Origin of the sequence: Paenibacillus sp. GCM10027627 (assembly GCF_042675505.1) — a bacterium.
In the GTDB taxonomy this organism is placed as follows: domain Bacteria; phylum Bacillota; class Bacilli; order Paenibacillales; family Paenibacillaceae; genus Pristimantibacillus.
Genome location: NZ_JBHTHB010000003.1, coordinates 533941 through 559448, shown reverse-complemented (window position 1 = coordinate 559448; position 25508 = coordinate 533941). Strand labels below are relative to the sequence as shown.

The window sequence follows — 25508 nt, the reverse complement described above, 5'->3', positions numbered from 1 at the left end:
CGATTGAAACGTCGTTTATCCAGCCAGCAGCAGAGGATTTGGAGGGCTTACAGCAGTCCAGTGAGAGAATCCGCCCAATGCATTTTATCGATAGACAGCGCTATTACCGGAAAAGAGATTGAGAGAATCGTCAACCAACTGTTCCTGGAGCAAGACATTTTTCGAACGTCTTATGGCATAGAGGACGGAATTCCATTCCAAGCAGCGGAGCCGACCTGCCGTTTGATTTGGAAGGAAGAGGAGCTTAGCGGTTTTGAAAAGGAGACGGCCGACAGCTTGCTGACGGAGGAGGGCCGTTCCTTTAAAAACGGAGAAGAGCAGGCGCGGGTGCTGCTTCTGAAGGGCGGCAGAGAGCAATTGCTATTGCTCACAGTATCCGTTTTATCGGCAGATAAGCCCGCTTTCGAATGGCTTGCAAAGGAGATGGCCGACAGGCTGGCAAGCGCCGGCTCGCCCCCCTCAAACGAAATGCCGATTGCGTACGGAGAATATGCCGACTGGCAAAGAGAAGCGCTCGCGCAGAGTGATTACAGCGGGCCGGACTACTGGCGGGAGGAGCGGCCTAACACGGAGAAACGGTTCCGGCTTCCGACCGGGAGGGTCAGAGGGAATGCCGCTTACGAGAATCAATCTCTCGAATACCCTTCAATAGGGGAGCTATCCTCCAAGCTTCGCCAGTTTGCGGCGGAGTACAACGTCACCGTTTCCGATGTGCTGCTCACGGCTTGGGGAAATGTCATTTCCGCCATCTTGGGCGAAGAGGAGCTATTGTTCGGCTATCGCGTCGACGGTAAAACCTCGGATGATCTAGCATCGTCTTTCGGCCCTTACAGCACTTTGATCCCGGTCAAATGCGCTGCAAACGATTCATGGCCGCTTGCCCGATTGGCAGGCGAAAACGGCAAGCTTATCCGCCATGCAGTGGAATGGCAAGATTATTACGAGCCGCAAGGAGCTGAACAGGCCCTTAAACCATTTCCGCTTAGCTTCTCCTACGAAGTAAAATCGGATAATAGTGCGGCAGCCGCCACGCCGGTACGGGTCGTAGAAGCTTATAGCTACGAAGAGCCTTGCGAGTTATCCGTCCAGTTCACGGAAAGCGGATCATCGATTTCGGTTAAGCTGACGTATGACTCGGCTCATTATGAAAAGCAGGAAGTGGATGAGATTTACGGCACGTTCCTGCTTTATGTAGAGGAAAGCATGAGCAATCCGGGAAAAGGGATGAAGGACTTGAATTTGGTCTCCTCTGACAAGAGGGAGCAAATCACTTCCCTTTGGAATGATTCCTTTCAGGAAAGAGCGGGTCAAAAAAGAATTCACGACTTATTTGAGGAATGCGCGCAGCAATATCCCGAATCCGCCGCGATTACGGAAGAAGCGAGAAGCATTACTTACCGCGAATTGAATGAACAAAGCTCGGAGCTTGCGGCGCTGTTGCGGAAAAACGATTTCCGGCCGGGTATGTTCGCAGGAATCTACATGCACCGGGGAATCGACAGCATCCTGTCCATTTTGGCCGTCATGAAGGCGGGCGGGGTGTTTATTCCGCTTGACCCGGACGAGGCGGCCGAGAGATTGGCGGTTATTGTGGAGGATGCGAGCCCAGCCGTCGTTCTCTCTTCGCCAAGAGCTTTGGATAGAGGCATGACGCTGCTCGGAGACGGGGTTCGCCGAATCGATGAAATTGGGGAGATCGTTTTGCTTGGCCGAGACGCCGAAGCGCCGGAAACGAATGAAGATTTGGCCTATATTATGTATACGTCGGGTTCGACAGGCAAGCCGAAAGGGGTAGCGATCGAGCATGATGGCTTGACCAACCATATTTTGTGGGCGTGCAAAGCCATCTTTACGGATGGAATTGAGCATCTTCCGCAAGTGACCCGCATGGGATTCGATATTTGCTTGAATCAAATTTTCTGTCCTCTGCTGGTTGGAAAAGAAGTCTGGATCATTCCGGAGGATACGATCCGCGATACGGAGAAGCTGGTAGCCGAACTATGCTCCCGGCCAAATGTCGGCGTAAACTGCGTTCCTTCCTTGTGGAAGGTCGTGCTGGAGGAGCTTGGCAAAACAAGAGTGTCGATTGGCGATGACGAGCTGGGAAGTTCGCTAAAGGCTTACTTTAATGCCGGGGACAAAATGGACGACGATTTGACGGTTCATACTTGGTCCGTATTGCCAGACTGTAAAGTTTACAACTTTTACGGACCGACAGAAGCTTCCATCTATGCCACCTTCGACCGGGTAGAGCCTGGTTATCAAGTGACTTTGGGACGACCGCTCGACAATATGCAGGTCTATGTATTAAACGAAAATCTCGGCGTATTGCCTGTAGGGTTTCCGGGAGAAATTTGTATTGGCGGTATCGGTGTGTCGCCGGGTTATTACAAACGGCCAGAAGTGAATCGCGAGCGGTTTGTGAAGGATCCTTTTCAAGACGAGCCGAATGCCAAGCTGTATAGAACGGGCGATCTTGGCCGATGGCTGGCGGACGGACGGCTGCAATTTTTGGGCCGCTTTGACGATCAGGTCAAAATTAGAGGGTTCCGTATCGAGCTTGGGGAAATTCAAATTCAGCTCAACCGGCTGCCTTACATGTACGAAAGCTATGTCAGCACCCGGGTAGACCACAATGGCGACAAAAATCTGGTTGCCTATGTGGTTTTCAGAGAAGGGGAGCAGAGGGATTTCCGCCAAATCCAAAAAGATTTACGCAGCATGCTGCCGCAATATATGATACCATCTCTTTATATACGACTGGATAAATTGCCATATACCTCCAGCGGTAAAGTCGACCGCAAAAAACTGCCTCAAGACCCTTTACCGACCCTTCAATTGGAAACGGGAGACGTCCCTTCGACCGCTACGGAAATCCGGCTCGCAGACATTTGGAGCGAGATTCTAGGAAGAGACGGCATCGGCGTAAATCATAACTTCTTTGATTTAGGCGGACATTCTCTGCTGGCCACCCGACTGACATCACGAATACGCCACACTTTTGCTATTAACATTTCGGTAAGACTTATTTTTGAATTCCCGACCATTTCCGAGATGGCCAAGGAATTAGACAAGCAATCGGGCTTTGGTCATGAGCTTGATCCCGGCATCCCTCGTGCCGATCGTTCGAGCGTTATGCCGGCAACTTTCACTCAAGAAAGATTATGGAGCGTTAGTCAAGCCTTAACGGACATCCCTCTTCTGCATCAGCTGATTCCGCTCCAATTGGAAGGAGAGGTGGATGTCCCGCGGCTTCAAGAGACGTTAAACTGGCTTGCGGCTAAACATGAAGCGCTGAGAACCTCCTTCGCTGTCCACGGGGACAGTCTAGTCCAAACGATAAACCCGCCGCAGCCTGTGCCAATGAGCGTTAGCGATCTTGGCAGCCATCCCGACCGCAAGGGCGAGTTGGAGAGTTTGGCTCTGGCTTTGGTCGAGCAAAATTTTAATTTGGAACAAGACCAGCTGTTTTTGCGCGCTCATTTGGCGCGGACTGGAGAGAGGGAAGCGGTTCTATTGCTGGTCACCCATCAAATCAATAGCGATGGATACTCGATCAAAATTTTGCTCCAGGACTTTGCCGCTTTTTATTTGAATGGGGAAGGCGAAGCGGAATCGGCCATTCAATTTGCGGATTATGCGAAGTGGCAGCGCGAAACGTTGGATCGAGCCGTCCTGCACAAGCAGCTCGCGTATTGGGAGTCGAAGCTAGGGCATAATTCCGCTTACTCGCTTCGCATACCGGGAGAAAGGGAGGCGGAGGCCGGAGCCTTATTTAGAAAAAGCATTTCGTTCTCTCTGGAACAATCGCTCAAGCGGGATTTGCTTCAGCTTTGCAATCAGCATGGAATTACGCTGTTTATGGGACTGGCATCGGCCTTTGTTATTCAGCTTTTTCTGCGCACGGGGCAAGACGATATTCGGCTTGGGACGATGTTCTCCAAGAGAAAGCGAATGGAGCTTGAGCGTGTGTTCGGGCCGTTAACGGATTTAATCGTATTAAACTTTGATGTGGTTAAAGATTTTACCGTTGCCGGGGTATTAAGCCATGTAAGGGATACGGTTTTGGAGGCTGATGCCAACCAAGATATTTCATTTGAGGAAATTGCCGATCATCTGGAGCAATCGAAGTCATTGGACCGGGAAAATCTGGTGCAGGCTCTAATTGGACTAGAGGATGAGCTGGAAGAGCAGGAGCCTCAATCCGGCTTTTCGGTGAAAAAATTGCAGGTGGAAGACGTTCTGAATTGGTTTATTCCGATGGGATACGATTTTGAGCTGAATTTTGTTAACAAAAAAGATTCCATTCAAGGCCATTTTGTCTATAATCCAACCCGTTTCGACGAAAACGAAGTGGCGGCGCTTGCCGCGGAATTTGCCGTGTTGCTGGCCAAGCTGTTGAAAGAGCCTCATGCCGCGATCGGCAGCTTTAAAGTGAAGGAGGAGGCCAATACTTGATCAAAAAAGTAATCCGTCTTTCTTCTCTCCAGTTGTCCGGCTTCCTCATTTGCTCGCTTGGCTTGCTGGCGGCAGTGTCTTATTTGTTTTTTAGATGGGGAGTCGTATACGGCTTAGGGTTTATCGGCTGTTTGGCGGCGTTTGCCGCTGTCACGATCTTAAAGCTGCGCTCCAAAGCCGATTTGCTTTCTCTAATGCAGGCGATTGGAGTGCTCAGAGCGACAAGACCGCGGTATCGGAAGGAGTTTATGCTGGATACCCCGATGGGATTGGCCAAGGTCACCTTCGATTCCAAACGAGTGCCTTCTATTGCCGCGAATTACCGGGAGGACGCTTTCTATGCGATGGGGTATGTCATTGCGAGCGAAAGATTGTTCCAGATGGACATGCTTCGCAGAATGGCTTCCGGGCGGATGTCGGAAATTTTTGGAGCCGCTCAACTGGAAAGCGACCGGGAAGCGCGTATTATCGGCTTTCACCGTTCCGCCGCCCATATATTCGAGTCGCTGCCTGAGGATCAGCGAAAGGCGACTCAAGCTTATGTCAGAGGGATTAATCAATACATTGGCGAAAAGGCGGGGGCTCACTTTGAGTTCCGTCTGCTCGGCTACAAAATGGACAACTGGAAGGAAGAGGACTGTATTCTCGTCCTTCAGGAAATGATACGCAAATTGTCTGGCGACGGAAGCGACAAGCGGATGCTGACGGCGATGAAAAAAACGATGCCTGAACATCTTATCCGGTTTCTGACAAGCGATGACGACGAGTTCAAAAAGGTGCTGACCGGCGACGATCAGCCGTCGCGCTCTACGGATTCCGATCCCTTCGAGACGATTGCTCGGCTGTTGGAAATGGAAGAAGACGAGAAAGCTGCCGCCTTCGTCGTAACCGATCATCGCCCGGCCGGTTCCAATCAATGGGCGGTGTCCGGTGACAGAACCAAAGACGGAAGAGCCATCGTAGCTTGCGATATGCATTTGGAGCTGAATGTCCCGAACATCTGGTTTAGAGGCCATCTCACATTTGGCGATACGCAGTTGTCGGGCATATTCCTGCCTGGCGCTCCGCTGCTCGTTGCAGGTTCTACAGGCCATGTGGCTTGGGGATTCACCCGAATGTGCGGGGACAATCTGGACCTGGTCATGATTGAAAGAAATCCCGAAAACGCGGAGGAATATAAAACGCAGTCGGGATGGAGCAAGCAGAGCACGATCAAAGAAAGCATTCGCGTAAGGGGAAAAGCGGACGTTGACGTGGAGGTTAATCTGACCGAATGGGGCCCCATTCTTCATGAGAAGATTCTTGACGAAACGGAAGTGGCGCTCAGGTGGACAGCGCTTGACGCTAAGGCCGTTGATTTTTATTTGCTTCATATGGAATCGGCCCGTTCGGTAGAAGATGCGGTTCAAGTGCTGGGCCGCTGGGGCGGGCCCCCGATGAATGCGGTTGTGGGCGACAGCTCCGGCAGAATCGCGTGGACGTTAACCGGCCGCTTCCCTCTTCGAACAGGAATGTCGGGAGAGACGGCGGAGTTTTGGCATTCGGACGGAATAGGCTGGGAGGGCTACGTTCCCGCATCTGAGCTGCCTCATATTATCGATCCTCCATCGGGCATTCTCGTGACGGCTAACAATCGGATTGTGGACAGCCAATATCCGCACCCTATCGGCTTTAATTATTTCAATGGCTATCGAGCGCATCGGATCACGGAGCTGCTTGCGGAACAGAGAGAGATAACAGAGCGGGATATGCATCGGCTGCAGCTCGATACAGCTAGCGAGTTTTATAGCTTTTACAGGGAAATTGCGCTGGAAGCTTTGGAGAAGCAAACAATTCTTTCGAGTCAAGAAGCGACGGAACTGGCTATTTATATCGGCAAATGGGACGGAAGCGTAGAGGCCGACAGCGAAGGGTTCCCGCTGCTCTTTATGTTTCATCAGGAAGTGGCTAAAGCGGTGATCGGCTCGATTACGAATATATGCAGGAGAGCGGACGCTCAGTTTCAATACTCCTGGATGAACTACGAGACGCCGGTCAGAGCGATCCTTAAGCGAAGAGATCATCGGCTGCTCGGAGGCGGCGCGAATCACTGGGCATCGTTTCTAGCGGCTAAACTATCGGAATGCGCTGAGCGAATAGAAAGCGCCGTCGGAAGGCGCTATAACGAGGTGAATTGGGGGGAGGCGAACCGCGCGCTCATCGTCCATCCCATCTCTTATGTTTACCCGGAGCTTTGGCCGATTGCGAACATGCCTCCCGATCCGATGGGGGGATGTCCTCATACCGTTAACGTATCGTGGGCGGGGTTCGGCGTGTCTGTAAGGTTTGCGGTTTCTCCGGGCAAGGAGGAAGACGGCACTTACGGCATGCCGTGCGGCCAGTCGGGACATCCTCTTTCCACATCTTATGACGATCATCATTCCAGTTGGCTGAAGGGCATTCCATTGCCGTTCCATTAAAGGAGAGGAGGTTAAGCCGTGACGGTTATAACGGAATTTGAAGTGGAAAGCAAAATGAAGGAAATTATAAAAAACGTTTCTCCAAAACCGATTGAAATAGACGACATTAAAGAGGGCACGGAGTTTATAAAAGATTTTGGATTCGATTCGTATCAATTTATTCAATTGGTCGCTATTTTGGAGGTTGAATTTGAAATTGAGTTTGAACAAGAGGAACTCATTTGCGACATCTTGCTGAATTACGACAATTTGAAACAATGTTTGCTGGGTAAGCTTAATCCGGATCGTCATGAATGACAGAGACATGGAATGAGGAGTTCGCGACTGTGGGGAATGTAAAATTGTTTTGTTTCCCTTACGCAGGGACATCCGCTAATGCGTATTTGCAATTTAGGGAAAGGATTGACGAAAAAATAACGCTGGTTCCGGTGGAATTGTCGGGGAGAGGGAAAAGATTTAGCGAAGGCTTTTACCCCAATATGGAAGCGGCCGTTGCCGATGTTTTTTCCAAGCTGAAGGAGGAGCTGGAGGGCGGCGAATATGCCTTGTTCGGGCATAGCATGGGGGCGCTGTTTGTTTTTGAACTTGTCCATATGATCCAAAAGCATGGTGTCAATCCACCGGTGCATGTGTTTGTTTCGGGCCGCAATCCTCCGGGCATCCCTGACGACAAGCCCAAAATTCATAGGCTCTCGGACGATGAGTTTTTGGCTGAAATTTTTCGTCTGCAAGGCATTCCGAAAGAGATAGAGGAGAGCAAAGAGTATTTGGAGTTTTTTACCCCGATTATTAAAGCAGACTACAAATTGGTGGAAAACTACGAATACGACGGGAAGAAATTTAAGGTAAGTTGCGGGATTACCTGTCTGCTCGGCCAAGATGATCTTTATACGAATGAAGATGTTATGGAGTGCTGGAAGGAGTTTACCGCTCGCGGACTTGCCGTTCACAAGTTTTCGGGCGGGCACTTTTTTATTTTTCAACATTTGCAACAAATTGCGGAAGTGATTGAGCACACATTACTTTTAAGCGGAGGATACAGCGATGTTTAAAATATACAAGCCCCTTTTTCAGGTCCCGAATTATACCGCCTATTTTTATTTGCTAGTTTTCTCTAGGCTGTCTTCCTGGATGTGGGGTACGGTCATTGTGTTGTTTATTCTGGACAAATACCAATCTCCCGCCTTGTCGGGGTTGGCTGTGCTGCTTACGAACTTGCCGGGCATTTTGTTGTCTCCTTTTTCCGGTTCCTTTGCCAAACGGTTTAAGTATAAGAGAGTCATTATATTTACCGCCTTTTTTTCCGCTCTTACGACGCTGTTGATAGCGGCCCTGAGCGCAATGGGGGTGCTGGATTTCTGGCTGTTTCTGACGCTTTGTCTCATCTCCAGCATCGTGACGGTGCCGGGAGGAGCGGCGAGCAATTCGATGTTCGTCCAAGTCGTTCCAAGCAAACATTACGATCAGGCCAACGCTTTGACCAACATCGTTCAAGAAACGGCCGTTATTATCGGACCGTCGCTCGGAGGCACCATATTTGGGCTGCTGAATGCGAATATGGCCATTTTGGCCGTTGGGATTATTACTTTGTTGGGAGGCTTAGTTGCGTTTAAGCTTCCGCACATTGAAAGCCAAGAAGACGAAAACAAAAGTATCCTTCAAGACACGATGGCGGGCCTTAGAAACATTGTGAAAAATGAAACTGTGCGCGGACTGGCCGTAGCCGTACCGTTCTATGCGATGACCTTTGGCATTTTGACGACGGCGCTGCCTATTATGCTGGAAGAGCGGTTTGCCGCGGACAAATCGCTTGTGGGCTGGTTATGGATGATGATCGGCTTCTCTTCCCTCATGTCAAACCTTGTATTCGGCAGATTAAATACACAGAACAAAGAACGGTTTTTTTTAATGCTGGGTATCGTCATCAGTATGATCGGCTTCGGAATCGTGACGTTTTCCCACCATTTTTATCTCACCGTTATCGGCTTTTTGTTTATTGGCGGAACGCAAGGGCTGGTTGACATTAACTTGTCGTCGCTCAAACAGCGTCGGACGGATCCTAACTTTTATGGACATATTACGACTATTTCCTATGCGCTCATCGGGCTGGGCATTCCGGTCGGGGCAAGTCTTGCAGGCTTTATTTTGGAAACGTCGCTCCTGTATTCGCTGGGCATGACGCTGGTAGTAAGCGCGATTTCCTATTTGCTCATCTATATGATGGTGCCGAGATTTCACAACAAAACCGTGGTTACTGCTCCAGAAGCGATAAACAACGCTACTTAGTGAGGGATGCTCTTGGACCAGGTTAAAGTAGCAGCCGTTAAACTGGAAGAGGATGCTCATGCCAACGAAAAGTGGCTCTATAGGCTGCTTCCGTTTGTTTCGGAAGAAAAGGAAGCGAAGGCAAAGCGCTATCGTTATGTGGAAGACGGGCTTAGAAGCGTGGCCGGTGAAGTGCTGGTCAGAAGGATGCTGTGCCCGGACGGAGAGTCGCTTAAGCGCAGCCGTCCCTTTTATACAAACGCATGCGGCAAGCCTATGTTAGAAGGAAGGCCCGACGCCTGCTTCAATCTTTCCCATTCTGGGAGCTGGGTGGCGGCGGCCTTTGGTTCGGAACCGCTAGGCATCGATGTGGAGACTGTTCGAGAGCCTGATCTCGTGCTGGCCAAGCGGTTTTTCTCGTCACCTGAATATGAGGGCCTGTGCCGGCTGGAGCCATCCAAACAGCGGGATCGGTTCTATGAGCTTTGGACGCTAAAAGAAAGCTATATAAAAGCAATCGGAGAGGGACTAAGCATCTCGCTCCGTTCTTTTTCTATTTTTTACAATGAGGCAGAAGAACCGGTGTTGGATGCCAAAGCCGAAGGAGGCTATCAGTTGACCAGACTAGTTTTGGATAGCGGTTATAAGCTTTCGGTCTGTTCGAAGCAGCAATGCGGCGAAACGGTTCAACTTGTTACGCTTTCCGAATTGTGGGAAGGAAAGCTGTGTCTCTACTAAAGGAGGAAACCATGGATTCGACTGGGAAAATCGCTGAAATCATAGAGGGAGTTTTGGAAAAAAAACTTGATCTTCAAGCGGAAACAGCGCTTGGCTCCATTGGGGTCAATTCGATTCATTTTGTCAAAATCGTGGTGGAGATGGAGAGGGCTTTTTCCATTGAATTTGAAGATGAGGATTTGTTTATAGACCGGTTTAGAACGGTACAGGATTTGTGCGAGTATGCAGAGGCGAAAAAGCCATTGTCCTGGGAGGAAACGAAATGAGCGGCAGCAACTTAAAAATGTTCGATTGCGGGAAAGCGATACAATTCAACTACTTTAAGCAGCTAGGGCTGCCGGTGGAGGCGCTGCTTTTTAACGCCTATCAAAGTATAGATGACATTTTTAAGCAGACGATTGTGGACAAAAAGCAGTGCTGGGAGTTTGTATGCGAAACTCTCGACGATTTGAGGCTTTTGGAAATGGTCGAAAAGACGGATGCTTTCCCCGATTTTGAAAGCGGGTTTTCATTTGTACAATCCTCTCTGAGCCGAAACAAACCGGTCTTTTTTTCCATAAGCAAACGATATTTGCCTCATTATGCTCAATTTTCGCAAGAAGGCGCTCATTTTATTCAGCTTAATCGTTATGATGAGATTACGAACGAGTTTGAGCTGAGCGATGATTTGCATGAAAACATGAAATACGATTACTCTATTATCAGCAATAGCTATAACCACTCGGATATTGAGAATAAGTATATGATCACTTATGAAACGGATATGGCGGCGGCAAGTCAAGCGGTAGAAAAAACGAACGGGTATCATCATTTGTATAAGTGGTGGATGGCAAACCTTACAGACAATACCGAAGGGTACGCTTATTTGCTTGATAAGGTTCAAGATCCGTCGTTATCGGCGGAGGAAATCATTCCAATCGAGCAGTTTATGGATGTTGTCGCCAGCTCCCGCTATTTGACCTCGGTTTATTTGCAAAGCTTCCAGATAGACGGGGATGAAGCGTCCGTCGGCATGCTGCTCCGAATCTCGAAACTGGCCGAAGTCATTAAAAATAAGCTGGTAAAGGCGAGAATTGTGGGCAGCTTGAGCGGAGATATTACTTCGCTTTTTAATGAAATGCTGCAATTGGAATCCTATTTTCTCCGCTCTAGCTCTAGCCAATCCCCGAAATCGGATACTCTGGCTGCCGCATTAAATGAAGGGGAAATAGGCAGGCCCGGGAATGTAAACTATTCGCTTCTAAACGAAACCGATATTGTATTAACATGGGAAGACGCCTTGTCTGATTTGCCGGTTATCGGTTATGACATTTTTAATCATTCCGTTCTTGTGGAGCAGGTTTCCACCAATAGCGCCAAGATTAAAACCGAGCCCAGCCGACACAACTCTATCACCATCACCGCCAAAAATATTTTTGGAAGGGCATCCGAGCCAAGCGATACGCTGCACATTGAGATTCCTTCTACCTTTGTGGACCTAGCGCTTCGTAAGCCGGCTTTCTCTTCATCCGACGAAAATATGGAATCCGGCGCTGCCAATGCGGTGGACGGCAACTCTTTATCTAGGTGGAGCAGTTCGTACCGGGACGGTGAGTGGATTTATGTAGACTTGGAGCAAGATACGACTTTTGCAAAGGTTCTAATCGTTTGGGAGTCGGCTTTTGCCTCCAAGTACAGGATTCAAAGCTCTCTCGATAGAGAGCGGTGGACCGATCTGGCTGAAGTTAAAAAAGGACAGGGCGGGATAGAAGAGTTTGGCGATTTAAATGGAAGCGGGCGTTACGTCCGGCTATTGTGCGAAGAAAGAAGCACCGAATACGGCAGCTCCTTATATCAATTTTCTGTATTTAAGTAAAATGGCAAACAAGAAGCGGCGTTGTCAGGGAGATCATCCTTGATAACGCTTCTTCTTGTTTGGGGCTAATGTCGGGTATCTCTTGTTTGAGGTGAATATCGCTTATCTCTTGTTCGAGGTCTATACGGTTCCGCCGTTATGGCTTTGCCGGGGCTGGGGCCGTTATCATCCAGCTTACTCCGAAACGGTCGAGCAGCTCCCCGTAATAAATGCCGAATGGCTGCAATTCGAAAGGATGTTTGATTTGTCCGCCGTCTGCAAGTTTTGCGAAAACCGCGGCGGCCTCGGCTTCCCTTTCATATTCAATGGACAAAGAAATACAGGTTCCTTGTACAACAGGTTCAAAAGCGTCGGCAAGAAAAATGTTGTTGTTTCCTGCGACGGAAATGCACATATGCATCACTTTATCTTTAAATTCATGCTGCGCGCCCATCGCTTCTTCATGAGTAAGGACGGATACAATTTCTCCCTCAAGCGCCACGGTATAAAACTCGCCTTGCGTTCTCGCATCGGTTGAAATGAGGTATGGCTTCAATTTTCCCATAATGGAACACCCTTTCTTTTGAGCGCTGTTTATACAGGGTCAGCTTGCCCCCACGGGCTTAGTATGCAACAGAATTAGCTTACCACACATGGACGAGGCATATTTCTTACGGTTTGCTGTTTTGAATAAAAAAAAGGAATTTTAGTAAATAAAAAGGTTGACGTACAAGTATCTTGTACTTAAAATAGAGATATGGAGTACAAGAATATTGTACATGGAGGGCGATTTTGAATGAGAGCAAACGTGGAGATGGTAATGGGCTGCCTGACAAAAGCTACCGAGGAAGAAAAGAAAAAAGCGCAAAAGCTGCTGCGGAAATACAGAGAGCTGAAGCTTGTGGTAGATGACTTTGTCGCTCATGGCGACGGGCAGAAGCGGACTCCGGCATTGGCCGACGAGGACAAGCTTCATTCGGGATCGGACGGAGACAAGCCGTATGCCATTACCTCGGTAAGCGCGTTTCGTTTGGCGCAAAACCAACGGCGCATGGCGGTAGAATGCGAGCTTGTATGCGCGGCCATCGAAAGAGCGGTCTCGATTATCGGCGATGAGGAAGGCAGACAGGCGATTTCTCTACGTTATTTAAAAGGATACTCTTATTCGGAAACGCTATATTCAATGAGACGTGGCGGAAAAAGCTCTACGATCGACCGGAGAATTCATGATGGAATGATGTCCGTCGCTCGGACGCTGAAAGTATGGGGGCTGCTCGATTGGGAGGTTCCTGGCGAATAGCACCAAGAGCCGATTGAATGCGAGAACGGCGGATCTTTTGGGGGCAGTATGGGGAGCACTCGGGGAGTGATCCATGATATCCTTTACCTATAGATGAGAACATATGTTCTCATCTATAGGTAAAGGCGAGGGGGCTCAAAAGTGTGATACTGTATGCGCGCATAGCGAAAATCGGCCTTTAGGACAATGCAAAACGTCTCCTGTCAGAGGCAACGGCATGGGAAGCCAAACCATACTACTACAGTAAGGGAGAGGAAGGCGCATATGAAAGACAAGCTTTATTTTGAAGGATACATTGAATCGAACAAAGTTCAACGAGGTGAATACAGCGTCACCGCTATTTATTACAGAGGCGATGTCGTCCAGGACGGGGGCGGCTATTACGTCAGCTTGACCGACAGCCATTCGGGACACCCTCTATCGAACGAAATGTATTGGACTTTATACAGCCCTACTGCGGCCTATGAAGGAATCATTAACGATGAACATTTGGAAAGCACAACGACTACATTGTCGGCCTACAAAATTCGCCAGCTCATTCAACAAAGCCTATTAGCGGATGAGGTGGGCAATCCCCATATGACGAGCGTCGCGCCTACGGCAATAGGACTGGCATGGTCTCCGGCCTCGAAAGCATTAAGCTACGATGTTGCTGTGAATGGTGTTTTCCTTACAAATACAAGCGATACGGTTTGCAGTTTGACCGATTTGCAGCCGAATACGGAATATGCGGTGACGGTGAAGTCCAGAAATGATTTTGGAACATCGGCCGGCAGCAGCCTAACGGTCAAGACGGCGGCTTTGCCGAGCGCAGTCGTTCAGTTCCAAGCCTCGGAAACGGAGCAAACATCCGTTAAGCTGGAGTGGACCCCTGCGCAGCATGCTACGCACTACCGCCTTTATCAAGATGGAATTCTACTCGCGACTGGAGTGAGCGGCATTTCGTATTTGGCCCAAAACTTGCAGCCGAACACGGAATACCGGTTTTCAATCGTGGCCCTCAACGAATATGGCTCCTCGCCAGAAACCGTGCTTGACCTTACAACCTTGCCGATCGCGGCGCCTTCGAATCTCATCTTTCATCTCGCTTTGAACAACATGGCGGGTACCACGAATTCAACGGTTTACGATACGGTGCAGCAAATACCGTGTACGCTAGTCAACGTCTCTCATTCGGGAAGCGACGGCTGGCTGGATCAGCGTGGTCTTACTTTGGAGACGAACGACTATATTTCCGTGCCGCTCCATACGCCGGCTTTCCAAGAGCTCGTTAAATTCAATGAGCAAGGAGCGACGTTCGAATTTGCGGCTTATGACGTGAACGGCATCCTTTTCCGAAATGAATCTTCCACCTTAAGAGCTTATGTAAGGGGCAACTCTGCGTCTTCCACTTATCAATATATAGCGGCAGATCAGACGAAAAAAGCGTTTGGCGATCTGTTTTTCTGGTTTGTAAATCCGGGAGGCAATCGCAATATTATCGATACTCTTAATCCGCTTAATGAGCTTAATGTTGTGACGGTGAGATTCCATCCTAATGGGGAAGCCGACATGCTTATTAACGGACGGCCAAGTGCCATAAAACTGAAAGCTGCCGATTTCGCCAGCTATGCCAATCTTCTCAGCGCAGGTCCGCTCTTTATTAGACGAAATCAGATTGCGCTGAATACAACGCCTGCCACGATTCAATCGTTTTCCATCTACAATCGGGTTCTGACGAACGAAGAGGTGCTGTCTAAATATGAAGCGCTGAAACAAAATGAGCCGCTTTATTCGGTATCCGTTCTTCCTGGAGAAGTCGCTCTGAATACGGGGGAAAGCCGGTTGATTACAGTAGTCGCCAGTCCTTCGCACTATACTCCATTGCTCGAAAACAGCTTCGAAACCGGCAATGACGGTTACGTGACGGTAAGTCCGTCCGGATTGTTGACCGGCATTCATAACGGTGAGACGGAAGTTGCGGTCAAATCGATAGTGAATGGGCAAATTCATCAAAAATTCGTTAGGGTGAAGGTTGGCGCCAATACGACTCCTCCACCGGCCTCGACGCGAGTCATCTCCGGCATTTCGCTCAATTGGACCGTCCCGACTTTGGAGGTGGGAGAAAGCTTTTCGGCGCTCGCCACTACGCTGCCCTTTGATGTATACAATGACAATATCGTCGTTTGGGAATCGTCGAATCCGGAAGTATGCACCGTCAATTTCGGAGTGTTGAAAGGGATCGCCGCAGGCCAATCGACCATTACCGCTTACGACTATTCCAAAACGTATTCCAAAAGTTTTGTCGTCACCGTCGTTGCGGCCGCCGGCATAACCATCGCCCCTTCGGAGGTTTATGAAGTTCCTATTCAAAACTATGGCATTCATAACGATGGGACCCACGCAATGAGCACCACTAACGGCATTCAAGCCGCAATGGATTACGCCCATCTGAACGGCTACAAAAAAGTGGTGTTTCCATTAGGCGAATATTTAGTTACCCCCGAAGCGAGAACGCTTCTTCTCCCCACCTATATGGTTATCGATTTCAGCGGCGCAACCGTTCGGATTGCGCCCAACAGTCTCAGCCCAACGGGCTATGTCATGATTCGTTTCGCCAATGTGTCTCATACGAAAATCGTAAATATGCATTTGTACGGTGAAAATGAATCCGTCGCGCAAGTAGGGGATGCCCATGAAACCTGCATTAGCGTAACGTTCGACCAAGCGTACAAATCCGGGCTGGAAAATTGCACGATCAGCAAATCGCCCGGCTTCAACATTACGGCGAACAATTTTCGAGGAACGGATCAGCCTGGCAGACATCCGAGTCGAACGAACTGGCAAGCGGGCCAGATCGATCCCGTTACCGGATTTAACGATGATAGCGTGCTGACGGCGACCTTTAGGAACATTAATTATTTGAATGTATCCGCTTTGGGTGACAATTACACTCTTGGCTATACGCAAGGCTACTTTAACTACCCTCATTTGAGATCCAGACTGTACAGCATTTACTGGTATGATCAAGACTATTATTTTATCGAGGCGCATATGCACAGAATGCAATTTTATGTGTATGACAAGCCTGCGGGCGCATATTATGCCAAAATCGTTATTTACCAGGAAAACTTGCCTTCCAGTCAAGATAATGATTTTAACGCGGTCGCTATGCTTCGCTCCTTCCTCATGCCTGTCGATTGCTTTATCCGCAATTGCACGATTGAAGACAACAACAGCTGCGGCTTTGCAATGACGGGTGGAAGGGGCTGGGTCATTGAGAACAATACGTTCTCTCGAAACGGCAAGCGAATGCCGGCATGCGATATCGATTGGGAGGATGGCTGGGAATTGTCGATCGGCGACATTTGCCGCGGCAATACGTTTAATTCTCCGAGCGGCATTATTTTTAGCGGCTGCAACAGCACGGCGCTCTTCGACAACACCTTTAACCGGTCGAATTTGCTCGTTTACGAAAGAGCGGCCAACTTTAGAATATACAACAACTTTTTTGACGGCAAAGGGCACAACCGAAACATTACGCTGAGCACATGCGCGGACTCCTATTTCTCGAATAACATTTTGAAGCAGGTGGCCTATACAAAAGGGATTCACCATCCGGGAGCCAGCTATCAAGTGAGGGATACGGGCAATACCAGCTTATAGATGAGCGCGCGCCAAAACCAAAAAATGACGGTGCAAGGATCACTCCTTCGCACCGTCATTTTTTTTGAAGCTTTACTTTATAGACCCGTTCCTACTGTGTAGTTAAGCGTAGCGGTGTAAAAACCTGAACGAGTACCTACAAAGTCGCCAACTTTAAATTTGCTTCCTGTCCCTGTTTGACTTACGATTTCTAAAGTTTTAGGCAAAGTCAGAGTATAAGTGATTGGAACTTTATAAGCCCCCATACCGAAACCTGGCTGTGCGCTTACTACGGTTTGGCTCGAGTTGTTTACCGTAAAGCTGTTAGCGATTGGACCGTTTACGGGATCTATAGCCTGACCTGCCGAATGCACTACACTGGAAGTTTCTAGTTTAAGAGTGCTGGAAACCGGTATTCTTAATACAAATGTTCCTGTGCCGTTAGTTGTAGGATCGGACAAGTTTTCGCTAAGGAAGTCTGTTGCATAGATTTTCATAGACCATCCGTCTCCAGTTGCCCGATCATCAATAATGTTGGCCGTCGTGGTCATAGAAGAATTTAGTGGAGTCGAATCGTTATTTAGTCTGACATCCCAGAATGACCCTGAAGCTGTACTAAATTTCAGGTTTCCTCCTACTACGCCAACTTTTGCTGTATCCTCAGTTTTGTCAAGAATTCTCAAATGAACATTGTCGATGTATAGATTATAGTAGCCTCCATCTGCTGTGATCTCGGATTCAAATTCTATGGAATATTTTGAAGTGCCTGCCGGGACTTCAATATCAATCTGCAACAAACTATATCCGGTGGTCGGAGTTGTAAAGGCTTTGCCCAGCTTCCCTAGATAAGTGCCGTCCGTTGCCCAAAATTTGATGGAGGGAGTTAAATCAGCCGCTACCATGGACAGGATATTGGCATCAAACGAGAGCCTTACTTTTTGCCCGCCAACAAGAAGACCTGTTTTAGATTTGCTGTCTATGGATAGGGATTGCCCGAGCTTTGTTACTCCATCTTGAGAAAGCCTATGAGCAAACATGCCTTCAGACACTGGGGTTGTAACGATCTCCGATGTATAAGTGGCTGGATAGCCTTCAGAATCAAAATACCAATCACTGGCTGTCGAACCTGATACATAAGTTTCAAATCCTCCATTGTTGAGTAGACCCGCAGAAGCGCTAACTGGGCTTAAAGACACAGACGCCAATCCTAATGAAAAGGCTAACGACCATTTTATTAATTTTAACTTCATATAAAATTTCTCCTTTATAATAGTGTATCTTATATCAACCTAATTTCTTCCACCTCTATCATATAATCCATTTGCTCCCTTGTAAATATATTAGATGGTATATTTTGTTTATTATACTGTTGTATTGGAGTGTTTTCGGATATTAAATATTTCAGGACTATAGTCCTTATATTAAGATTGGGTGTGAGCGAAATTGACATCGTACGAGGAGGGGGTTGGCGGAAACTGACGAAATATCCCGATAAAGGAGGGCTAATCAATGGAGGCTGCAAAACAAAGGGATCGCTTATTCGCCGGTTGGCGAAGCGATCCCTTTGTTTGTGTGAGGAATTTCTTTAAGCTGTAGTCCTTATATGCAAGTGGAAATTTAATTTCGCAAAAACTTATTTAACGGCAGCTTCGTAACGGTTGCCAACTTCGTTCCAATTGACAATGTTCCAGAACGCGGCAATGTAGTCGGGACGTTTGTTTTGATAGTTCAAGTAGTAGGCATGTTCCCAAACGTCAAGGCCGAGCAGAGGAATTTCGCCTTCCATAACCGGGCTGTCCTGGTTTGGCAAGCTGTATACTTTTAATTTGCCGTTCACTACCGCTAGGAAGGCCCAGCCGCTGCCGAAACGGGTTGTTGCCGCTTTAGCGAATTCCGCTTTAAGAGCTTCGAAGCCGCCAAGCTCACGTTCGATTGCTTCTGCAAGCGCTCCGGTTGGCGCGCCTCCGGCATTCGGGCCAATGGTTTCCCAGAACAAGCTGTGGTTGGCATGGCCTCCGCCGTTGTTGCGAACCGCTGTGCGGATCGATTCCGGCAGTGAGTCAAGGTTTGCAATTAGCTCTTCGACCGATTTGCCTTGAAATTCAGGGGCATTTTCCAATGCGGCATTCAGGTTGGTTACATAGGCGTTATGATGGCGTCCGTGATGGATCGTCATTGTCAGTTCATCAATATGAGGCTCCAAAGCATTAGGAGCATAAGGCAACGATGGCAGTTGATGAGTCATAGTCGATTCCTCCGCTTCAATCGGGTTTTAGTTTCTTCTTTTTCATCATAACGGATTTTCGCTATTTAATCAACATATATATATAATAAGTTTAAAATATGGGCGGGAAGAGGATTTCGCAGACATGTCTGCGAGTTGAAAAAAGGAACGCCTCTGCGGCGAACCGATCAGTTAAAAGTTACCGAGTGGCAATATCGGACATATTATATATAATAGTATAATAAAACATGAATGTATGTTCGGGGACGCGCATCGGCTTTGAACATGGTATGATAGAAGTGGCTTAAAGAACGGCGCGGAACGATTTATGATGATGACACATTGGCGGACGGTGAGGATGAATGACCAAAACAGACCAAGGACAGCTATCCACAAGAGAATATATCCTTCAGCTTCTCAAGACAAAAGGGGCGCTTAGCACTAAAGACTTGACGGAAGAGCTGGGAATTACCGTTATGGCCGTCCGTAGACATATTCAATCGCTGGAGCGGGACAATCTCATTGTTCCAAAGACAATTAGGCAATCGATGGGCAGACCGACGTCGGTCTATACGCTGACAGAACAAGCGGAAGGCTTCTTTCCCCGCAAGTACCATGCTTTGACGCTGGAGCTGCTTCATGAGCTTGAAGATCATTTCGGCGAGGAAGCGGTTGAACGATTGTTTGACGGCCGTAAACATAAAATGTTGAAGAAATACGATGAAAGCATGAAAGGGCAGCATATGGCCGACCGGGTGTCCGCACTCGCAGCTATCCAAAACGAAAACGGCTATATGGTGGAATTGGAGCAGCTAAGCGAAGAGGAGTTTTTGCTGAAGGAGCATAATTGCCCGATTGAGCAGGTGGCCACCCAATACCAGCATGCTTGCCAATGCGAGCTGGAACTGTTTGAAGCTTTGCTGGGGGACGCGGATGTATCCCGAACGGAATGTCTGGCCAAAGGCGGACAAAGATGCACCTATTCCATTAAAAAAAGAAAAAACCAATGAGATTTTCTGGCGGAAAATCTCATTGGTTTTTTTTATTTTAACGGGCCGCCTAGGAAAGTGCTTTACAGCTTCATGTGGCTGCTATGGCCCGGAGACAGCTTGGCGGAGGGGTCGATATAAACTTTGGCGTTATTGGCGGCAGTTGGGGCTTCTCCGAAGCCGACCGCGATCAGCTTAAGTTTGCCGGGATAAGTTGTAATGTCTCCAGCGGCAAAAATGCCGGGAATCGACGTCTCCATCCGGGTATCGACGACGATCGAACCGTTTTGGATATCGAGCCCCCATTCAGAAATAGGGCCAATCGAGGAAACGAAACCAAAATTGACAATAAGCGCATCGCAGGGGATCGTTTTCCCTTCATTCGTTTTGGCAAAAGTGACGGTTACGCCATTAAGCCCCCCGTTGTCGTCTCCATGCAATTCGGCTATTTCCGCAGGAGTGACGATGTTCACCTTGGACTGCATCAGCTTCTCTACACTATGCTCATGCGCGCGGAACTTGTCCCGCCTATGAACGAGGGTTACTTCCTCCGCAATCGGCTCCAGCATCAGCGCCCAATCGACGGCCGAATCTCCGCCTCCGTTAATAACCACCTTTTTTCCTTTGTAATGGTTCAAGTCTTTCACGAAATAGTGGAGGCTGCTTCCTTCATATCGGGCTGCATTCTCAAGCTCCAGACGGCGAGGCTCGAACGCCCCAACTCCGCCTGTAATAATAACGGCTTTGCTGAAGTGAACCCCTTTTTCCGTCACGATTTCAAAATGACGCTCATCATGTTTGATGACTTGAAGCACCTTCTCCTCTAGGCAAACCTGGGTGGGAAACAAACTCATTTGCTCCATTAATTGATTCGTGAGCTGGGCTGCGGTCACTTTCGGAAATCCGGCGATATCGTAAATGTATTTTTCGGGGTAAAGCGCCATCGGCTGACCGCCGAGCTGGGGCATGCTGTCGATAATTTTGGCGCTGGCTTGGCGCATACCGGCATAAAACGCGGCGAACATGCCTGCCGGGCCTCCGCCAATAATCGTAATATCTGTAAGAGGGGATGAATTTGTATTCTCGGATGTCATTGTCGTCAAAGAGGCTCTCTCCTTTTGTTCCAGCTTATATCTATAGGTTTAAAGTCTGTTTGACGTTATTATAGTCAACCTCGGCTATTTATTCAACATAAATATATAATTAGTATATAAAATGAAGCCGGCAAAACATTTGCAAATGCAAGGGACGTTCAGTGTTTGTTCAGTGAATTTTTGTAGAATTAAGTCGAAATCAGTCAAAATTCATGAATGTTTTTTACAACAAGGAGGTATGTTGATGAGTAAAGTATGGAAAAAATCCGGTATTGTGATTTTGGCTATGCTTATTTTTATTAGCGGTTTACCGGGATGGATGGCAGGCGGCGGAACCAAGGCCTATGCTGCATCTTCGACCGGATGGGAAAGCTTGGGGCCTCCCGGATTTACGGAAGACGTGGTCAATCATTCTTCCTTTTTTGTGGAGGATGGAGTTCCTTATATAGCTTTTAGCGATTATTTATTGGCGGGAAAAGTAACGGTAATGAAATATACAGGAGTGTCGGGGGGCCATCCATCGGGATGGGAGCTTGTTGGTCGTCCCGGCTTTTCGGAAGAAGCGGCTGCCGATACTTCGCTTTATGTGGAAAGTGGGCAGCCATATGTTGCCTTTGTGGAACAAGACGCAAATCAGAACAGCCAGGTTGTGGTCATGTCGTACGTGGATGATGGAAGCGGGACACCTGATTGGCGGCGGCTTGGTCAAACCGGGATTACAAGCGGTGCCGTAGATAATGTATCTATATCTTCCAATGATGGATCTTTGATCATTTCTTATCAGGAGGATGGAAAAGGTTTTATTCGATTCTATGAGCCTGCCGATGATGTTTGGAAAAGCGAGCCTTCTGATCAGTTTTCCGGTGATGCATCTCAAATCTCGCTTTATGTCAACGGCAGCGGATATCCGGTAGTGGCTTACAGCGATGGAGATGCGGACGGAAAAGTGACGGTGAAAAAAGCGGACCGTTACGGCGACTGGGCGACAATCGGGGATGCAGGCTTTACAGATCATAAAGCTCTGGAAGTTTCGATGTCCGTCGAATCCGGAGTTTATTATGTAGCGTATACTTTTGAAGATGATAACGGCTCCCCTACACTTGCGGTTATGAAATATAACAGCAGATTGGCACCGGAAGAAGCGAAATGGGAGATGGTCGGCGTCCCCGGTTTGGCGAACAGTGAAGTGAAAGATGTGTCGCTTGCTGTGGATAACGGGGTACCCTATGTCGCATACCGAAATATGCAAGACTTTGACGAAGCCTCAGTCATGAGATTTGTTGGCATTTCACCTGCATTTCCGACTGGTTGGGCGCTTGTAGGCAGTTCCGGCTTTACGGATAGATATGCATTTTCAAATAAATTGGTGGCCGAGGACGGCAAGCTTTATTTGGCTTCTCTGAATCATTCGAATTGGAGCGTACCAACCGTCATGACGTATACTCTTCAAGACTATTCGTTGGGTGAATTGGCTGGCGTAGGGCTGAATCCGCTTCCGATCGGCTACGCTTCGGGTACTCAAGAAACGAAGACGGTTCAATTGACCCAAATGGGGAGGGGAGAGCTGACTGGCGTTGCCGTTTCGATCAGCGGCGAGGATGCCGATCTGTTTACGATAACGCCGCTTACTTCATCCACTTTGAACGATTCGATCCCTTTTGCCCATTTTACGGTTACGGCTGTCGATGGGCTTCCAGCAGGAACTTATAAGGCAACGTTGAAAGTGTCGTCGGATCAAATGGCAGATATCGAGTTTGCTGTGATGCAGATTGTGACGGATATGCCGAAAACCATCATTTCGATTGTTGGCAAAGGAGGCAGAGGATATTCTGGCGATGGAGGAGCGGGAGTAATGGCTCAGCTGAGAGATCCGGAATACCTCTTTGTGGACGACAGGGGCAATGTCTATATATCGGATACTCGCAATCATGTTGTTCGCAAATTCAACCCTGTTACCGGGATCATAAATACGATTGCCGGCAACGGAGAGGAAGGTTATTCGGGAGACGATGGACCGGCGACAGAAGCGCAATTGAATAGTCCCCGCGGAATCGTTGTCGACGTTCAAGGCAATGTATATATTGCGGATAGTGAAAATGGACGAGTTCGTATGGTTGATGCCGCAACGGGAACGATTAGCACGGTCGCAGGATCGGGACAGTTCGATTATATGGGAGACGGCGGTCCAGCTACGGATGCCGGAATAGACGGACCTTCAGGTGTGGCGCTGGACCGGGATGGAAACTTGTATATTGTCGACACTTTCAATTCCGCCATTCGCAAGGTGAACAGCGAAGGGATCATCAGCACCGTAGCCGGAAACGGGGATCATGGATATGCGGGAGACGGCAGACCGGCTACGGAAGCCCAGTTTGATTATCCTCGCGGAATTGTAATCGATGACAACGGGAATATGTATATTGCAGATTATGAAAATGACCGGATTCGAAAAGTAGACGGGGCGACGGGGCTGGTTAGTACAGTCGCGGGGATCGGAGAACCCGGCTTCTCCGGCGACGGCGGGCCTGCAACAGCAGCGCAATTGGACAAGCCGGAAGGTCTTGCGCTCGATTCGAGCGGCAACCTGCTGATAGCCGATACCGAAAACGACCGGATCAGGGTAGTGAATGGGGAGACCGGAAGCATTCTTACTTATGCCGGATCGGGGAATGAATCGTATTCGGGCGAAGGCATACCGGCCATTCAAGCGGATTTGAATACTCCTATTGGAGTGGCGACGGACAGCAACGGGAATGTGTACATTGCGGACAATGACAATCATCGCGTGCGCAAGCTGGTTGACGCCGCATACAGCGTAACCTACGACGGAAACGGCAGTACGGAAGGAAGTATTCCGGCCGGAGGCGTGTATTATGAGCCGGGAGCGACTGTTCATGTGCATGACAATTCGGGCACTCTAGCGAAAACCGGCTTCACCTTCTCAGGCTGGAATACGAAGGCGGACGGAACGGGAACCGGCTATACGGGCGGCAGCACATTTGCTATGGGTACGTCCAATACAACGTTGTTTGCGAAGTGGCCGTCTCCAGGCGGCAGCAGCGGCGGCGGAGTTTCGACGCCGCAACCGGAGAAGATTACGGTTAATGTGGAGGATGGAAAAGCGGATAGCGGCTCGGTTGTCTCCACTGCCGTTATCGAGCGTACGACTCTTCCAAACGGACAGAAGAGGGACAATGTCGTCTTTAATGCCGAGCAAGCGGGCAAGACGGTCGACCAGTTGAAAGCGGCCGGATCGGATTCGGCGGTCATCGTTATTCCCGATTCGAAGGATGAAGTGGCGGAGCTGAATGTATCGATACCGAAAGCATCAGCGGAACTGCTGGCCAAAAACAAGGTAAATTTAGAGCTTCAAACCCGAAATGCTAGAATCATGATACCGATAGCTTCTCTGCAAGGCGCTTCGCAAGATTTTTATTTCCGTCTTGTGCCGATCAAGCAAGAGTCGGAGCGCAAGGAAGTAGAGCGCAGAGCGATTCTTGAGCAGGCGGTTAAGGCGGCAGCGGGAGAAGAGCAGGTTTCCATAGTCGGCCGTCCAATGACAATCGAAACCAATATGCAAAGCCGTCAGGTGACACTCGTTCTGCCGCTCGGCGACCATACGCTGAGCGAAGCTGAGCTGAAGGAACTGGGTGTATACATTGAGCATAGCGATGGCACAAAAGAGTTGATAAAAGGAGAAGTGGTTCCGTATGACGGCAAGGGGCAACGAGGCCTCCAATTTACCGTCAACAAATTCAGCACCTTTGCTATCGTTCATATCGAAGGTTGGAAGTCTTCTTCGCCGAATGGCTCGGCTCATAAAGCTTATTTGTCAGGATATCCAAATGGAGAGTTCAGGCCAGAAAATGGCTTGACCCGAGCGGAGCTGGCATCCATATTGGCACGTTTGTTCGATAAAGAGGAGAAGCAGCCAGTAGGGGCTTATACAGATGTTAAAACAACGCACTGGGCAAAAGCGGCCATCGTGAAAGCGACGGCAATGGGGCTAATGGTCGGGTATCCGGACGGCAGCTTTAGACCGGAGGCAAAGGTAAGCAGAGCGGAGCTGGCAAGCGTGGCGTCCAGACTCGTTGACCTTGGCAGCGAGGGAAGCGGCAAAGGCTTTGCAGATACGGAAGGGCATTGGGCTCAAGCTTTTATCGCAAAAGCGCAAGCTGCCGGAATCGTAAACGGGTACAAGGACGGTACGTTCCGCCCGAACAAAAAGGTGTCGCGAGCCGAAGCTGCGGTTGTCTTCAACGGTTTGCTGGACAGAGGTCCGTTAACTGGCGCTGAACCAAAGTGGAGGGATGTGCCGAAGAGCCACTGGGCATACGGCCATATTTTAGAAGCTTCCACGGATCATGCGGCAGGTGAAAAAACAGCAGCGGGAGAGGTTTTTGTTCCGTTGAAATAGTTTGTGAGATGCACTTACGAAAGAGTCCCTGTTTGTTTGGGGCTCTTCTTCTTATGTTCCAGAGATATATTTTCCATTTACTCAACCTCTATTAAACGGTATTAAA

At 48.8% G+C, this 25508-nt stretch carries 16 protein-coding genes; 12 read left to right on the top strand and 4 right to left on the bottom strand.

The window, feature by feature from the left end; all coding sequences use genetic code 11:
• Positions 1-3 precede the first annotated feature (3 nt).
• From ACFQZE_RS14290 to ACFQZE_RS14255, 8 genes are read left to right on the top strand one after another with little or no spacing between them, the layout of a single operon-like run.
• On the top strand, positions 4-4458 hold the full coding sequence (locus ACFQZE_RS14290; protein WP_379358043.1) for an amino acid adenylation domain-containing protein: 4455 nt from the start codon (positions 4-6) through the stop codon (positions 4456-4458).
• A complete protein-coding gene (locus tag ACFQZE_RS14285) occupies positions 4455-6917 on the top strand; it encodes a penicillin acylase family protein (protein ID WP_379358041.1) in 2463 nt (820 codons plus the stop codon). Before ACFQZE_RS14290 ends, ACFQZE_RS14285 begins: the two co-directional genes overlap by 4 nt.
• Positions 6918-6935: 18 nt before the next feature.
• Positions 6936-7214 carry a phosphopantetheine-binding protein gene (locus ACFQZE_RS14280; RefSeq protein WP_379358039.1) on the top strand — a complete coding sequence of 93 codons (279 nt, stop codon included), beginning with the start codon at positions 6936-6938 and terminating at the stop codon, positions 7212-7214.
• Positions 7215-7243: 29 nt separating this feature from the next.
• Positions 7244-7969: a thioesterase II family protein gene (locus ACFQZE_RS14275; RefSeq protein WP_379358037.1), complete on the top strand. Its 726-nt coding sequence runs from the start codon at positions 7244-7246 to the stop codon at positions 7967-7969.
• On the top strand, positions 7962-9203 hold the full coding sequence (locus ACFQZE_RS14270) for an MFS transporter (protein ID WP_379358035.1): 1242 nt from the start codon (positions 7962-7964) through the stop codon (positions 9201-9203). Before ACFQZE_RS14275 ends, ACFQZE_RS14270 begins: the two co-directional genes overlap by 8 nt.
• Before the next feature lie 12 nt (positions 9204-9215).
• Positions 9216-9920: a 4'-phosphopantetheinyl transferase family protein gene (locus ACFQZE_RS14265; RefSeq protein WP_379358033.1), complete on the top strand. Its 705-nt coding sequence runs from the start codon at positions 9216-9218 to the stop codon at positions 9918-9920.
• An 11-nt stretch (positions 9921-9931) separates the two neighbouring features.
• Entirely contained in the window at positions 9932-10186 is a 255-nt protein-coding gene (locus tag ACFQZE_RS14260) for an acyl carrier protein (RefSeq protein ID WP_379358031.1), read from the top strand.
• Entirely contained in the window at positions 10183-11775 is a 1593-nt protein-coding gene (locus ACFQZE_RS14255) for a discoidin domain-containing protein (RefSeq protein ID WP_379358029.1), read from the top strand. The genes ACFQZE_RS14260 and ACFQZE_RS14255 overlap by 4 nt, the downstream gene beginning before the upstream one ends.
• A 136-nt stretch (positions 11776-11911) precedes the next feature.
• On the opposite strand, the gene ACFQZE_RS14250 is transcribed toward ACFQZE_RS14255, so the two are convergent.
• Positions 11912-12319: a VOC family protein gene (locus ACFQZE_RS14250; protein ID WP_379358027.1), complete on the bottom strand. Its 408-nt coding sequence runs from the start codon at positions 12317-12319 to the stop codon at positions 11912-11914.
• A gap of 231 nt (positions 12320-12550) precedes the next feature.
• Here ACFQZE_RS14250 and ACFQZE_RS14245 point away from each other — a divergent pair, with 231 nt between their 5' ends.
• Entirely contained in the window at positions 12551-13054 is a 504-nt protein-coding gene (locus tag ACFQZE_RS14245) for a hypothetical protein (protein WP_379358025.1), read from the top strand.
• 264 nt (positions 13055-13318) lie between these two features.
• Entirely contained in the window at positions 13319-16699 is a 3381-nt protein-coding gene (locus ACFQZE_RS14240) for a fibronectin type III domain-containing protein (RefSeq protein ID WP_379358023.1), read from the top strand.
• 77 nt (positions 16700-16776) lie between these two features.
• Here the strand turns inward: ACFQZE_RS14240 and ACFQZE_RS14235 are convergent, their stop codons facing one another.
• Entirely contained in the window at positions 16777-17928 is a 1152-nt protein-coding gene (locus ACFQZE_RS14235; RefSeq protein ID WP_379358021.1) for a hypothetical protein, read from the bottom strand.
• A gap of 383 nt (positions 17929-18311) precedes the next feature.
• The gene (locus ACFQZE_RS14230) at positions 18312-18923 is read right to left on the bottom strand and encodes a superoxide dismutase (protein ID WP_379358019.1); all 612 of its coding nucleotides are present in this window, start codon (positions 18921-18923) and stop codon (positions 18312-18314) included.
• Positions 18924-19264: 341 nt separating this feature from the next.
• On the opposite strand from ACFQZE_RS14230, the gene ACFQZE_RS14225 reads away from it, so the two are divergent.
• The gene (locus ACFQZE_RS14225; protein WP_379358017.1) at positions 19265-19912 is read left to right on the top strand and encodes a helix-turn-helix transcriptional regulator; all 648 of its coding nucleotides are present in this window, start codon (positions 19265-19267) and stop codon (positions 19910-19912) included.
• Positions 19913-19974: 62 nt separating this feature from the next.
• On the opposite strand, the gene ACFQZE_RS14220 is transcribed toward ACFQZE_RS14225, so the two are convergent.
• A complete protein-coding gene (locus ACFQZE_RS14220; RefSeq protein WP_379358235.1) occupies positions 19975-20985 on the bottom strand; it encodes an NAD(P)/FAD-dependent oxidoreductase in 1011 nt (336 codons plus the stop codon).
• A gap of 244 nt (positions 20986-21229) precedes the next feature.
• Between ACFQZE_RS14220 and ACFQZE_RS14215 the strand changes: the two genes are divergently transcribed.
• The gene (locus ACFQZE_RS14215; RefSeq protein ID WP_379358015.1) at positions 21230-25402 is read left to right on the top strand and encodes an NHL domain-containing protein; all 4173 of its coding nucleotides are present in this window, start codon (positions 21230-21232) and stop codon (positions 25400-25402) included.
• Positions 25403-25508: the final 106 nt, after the last annotated feature.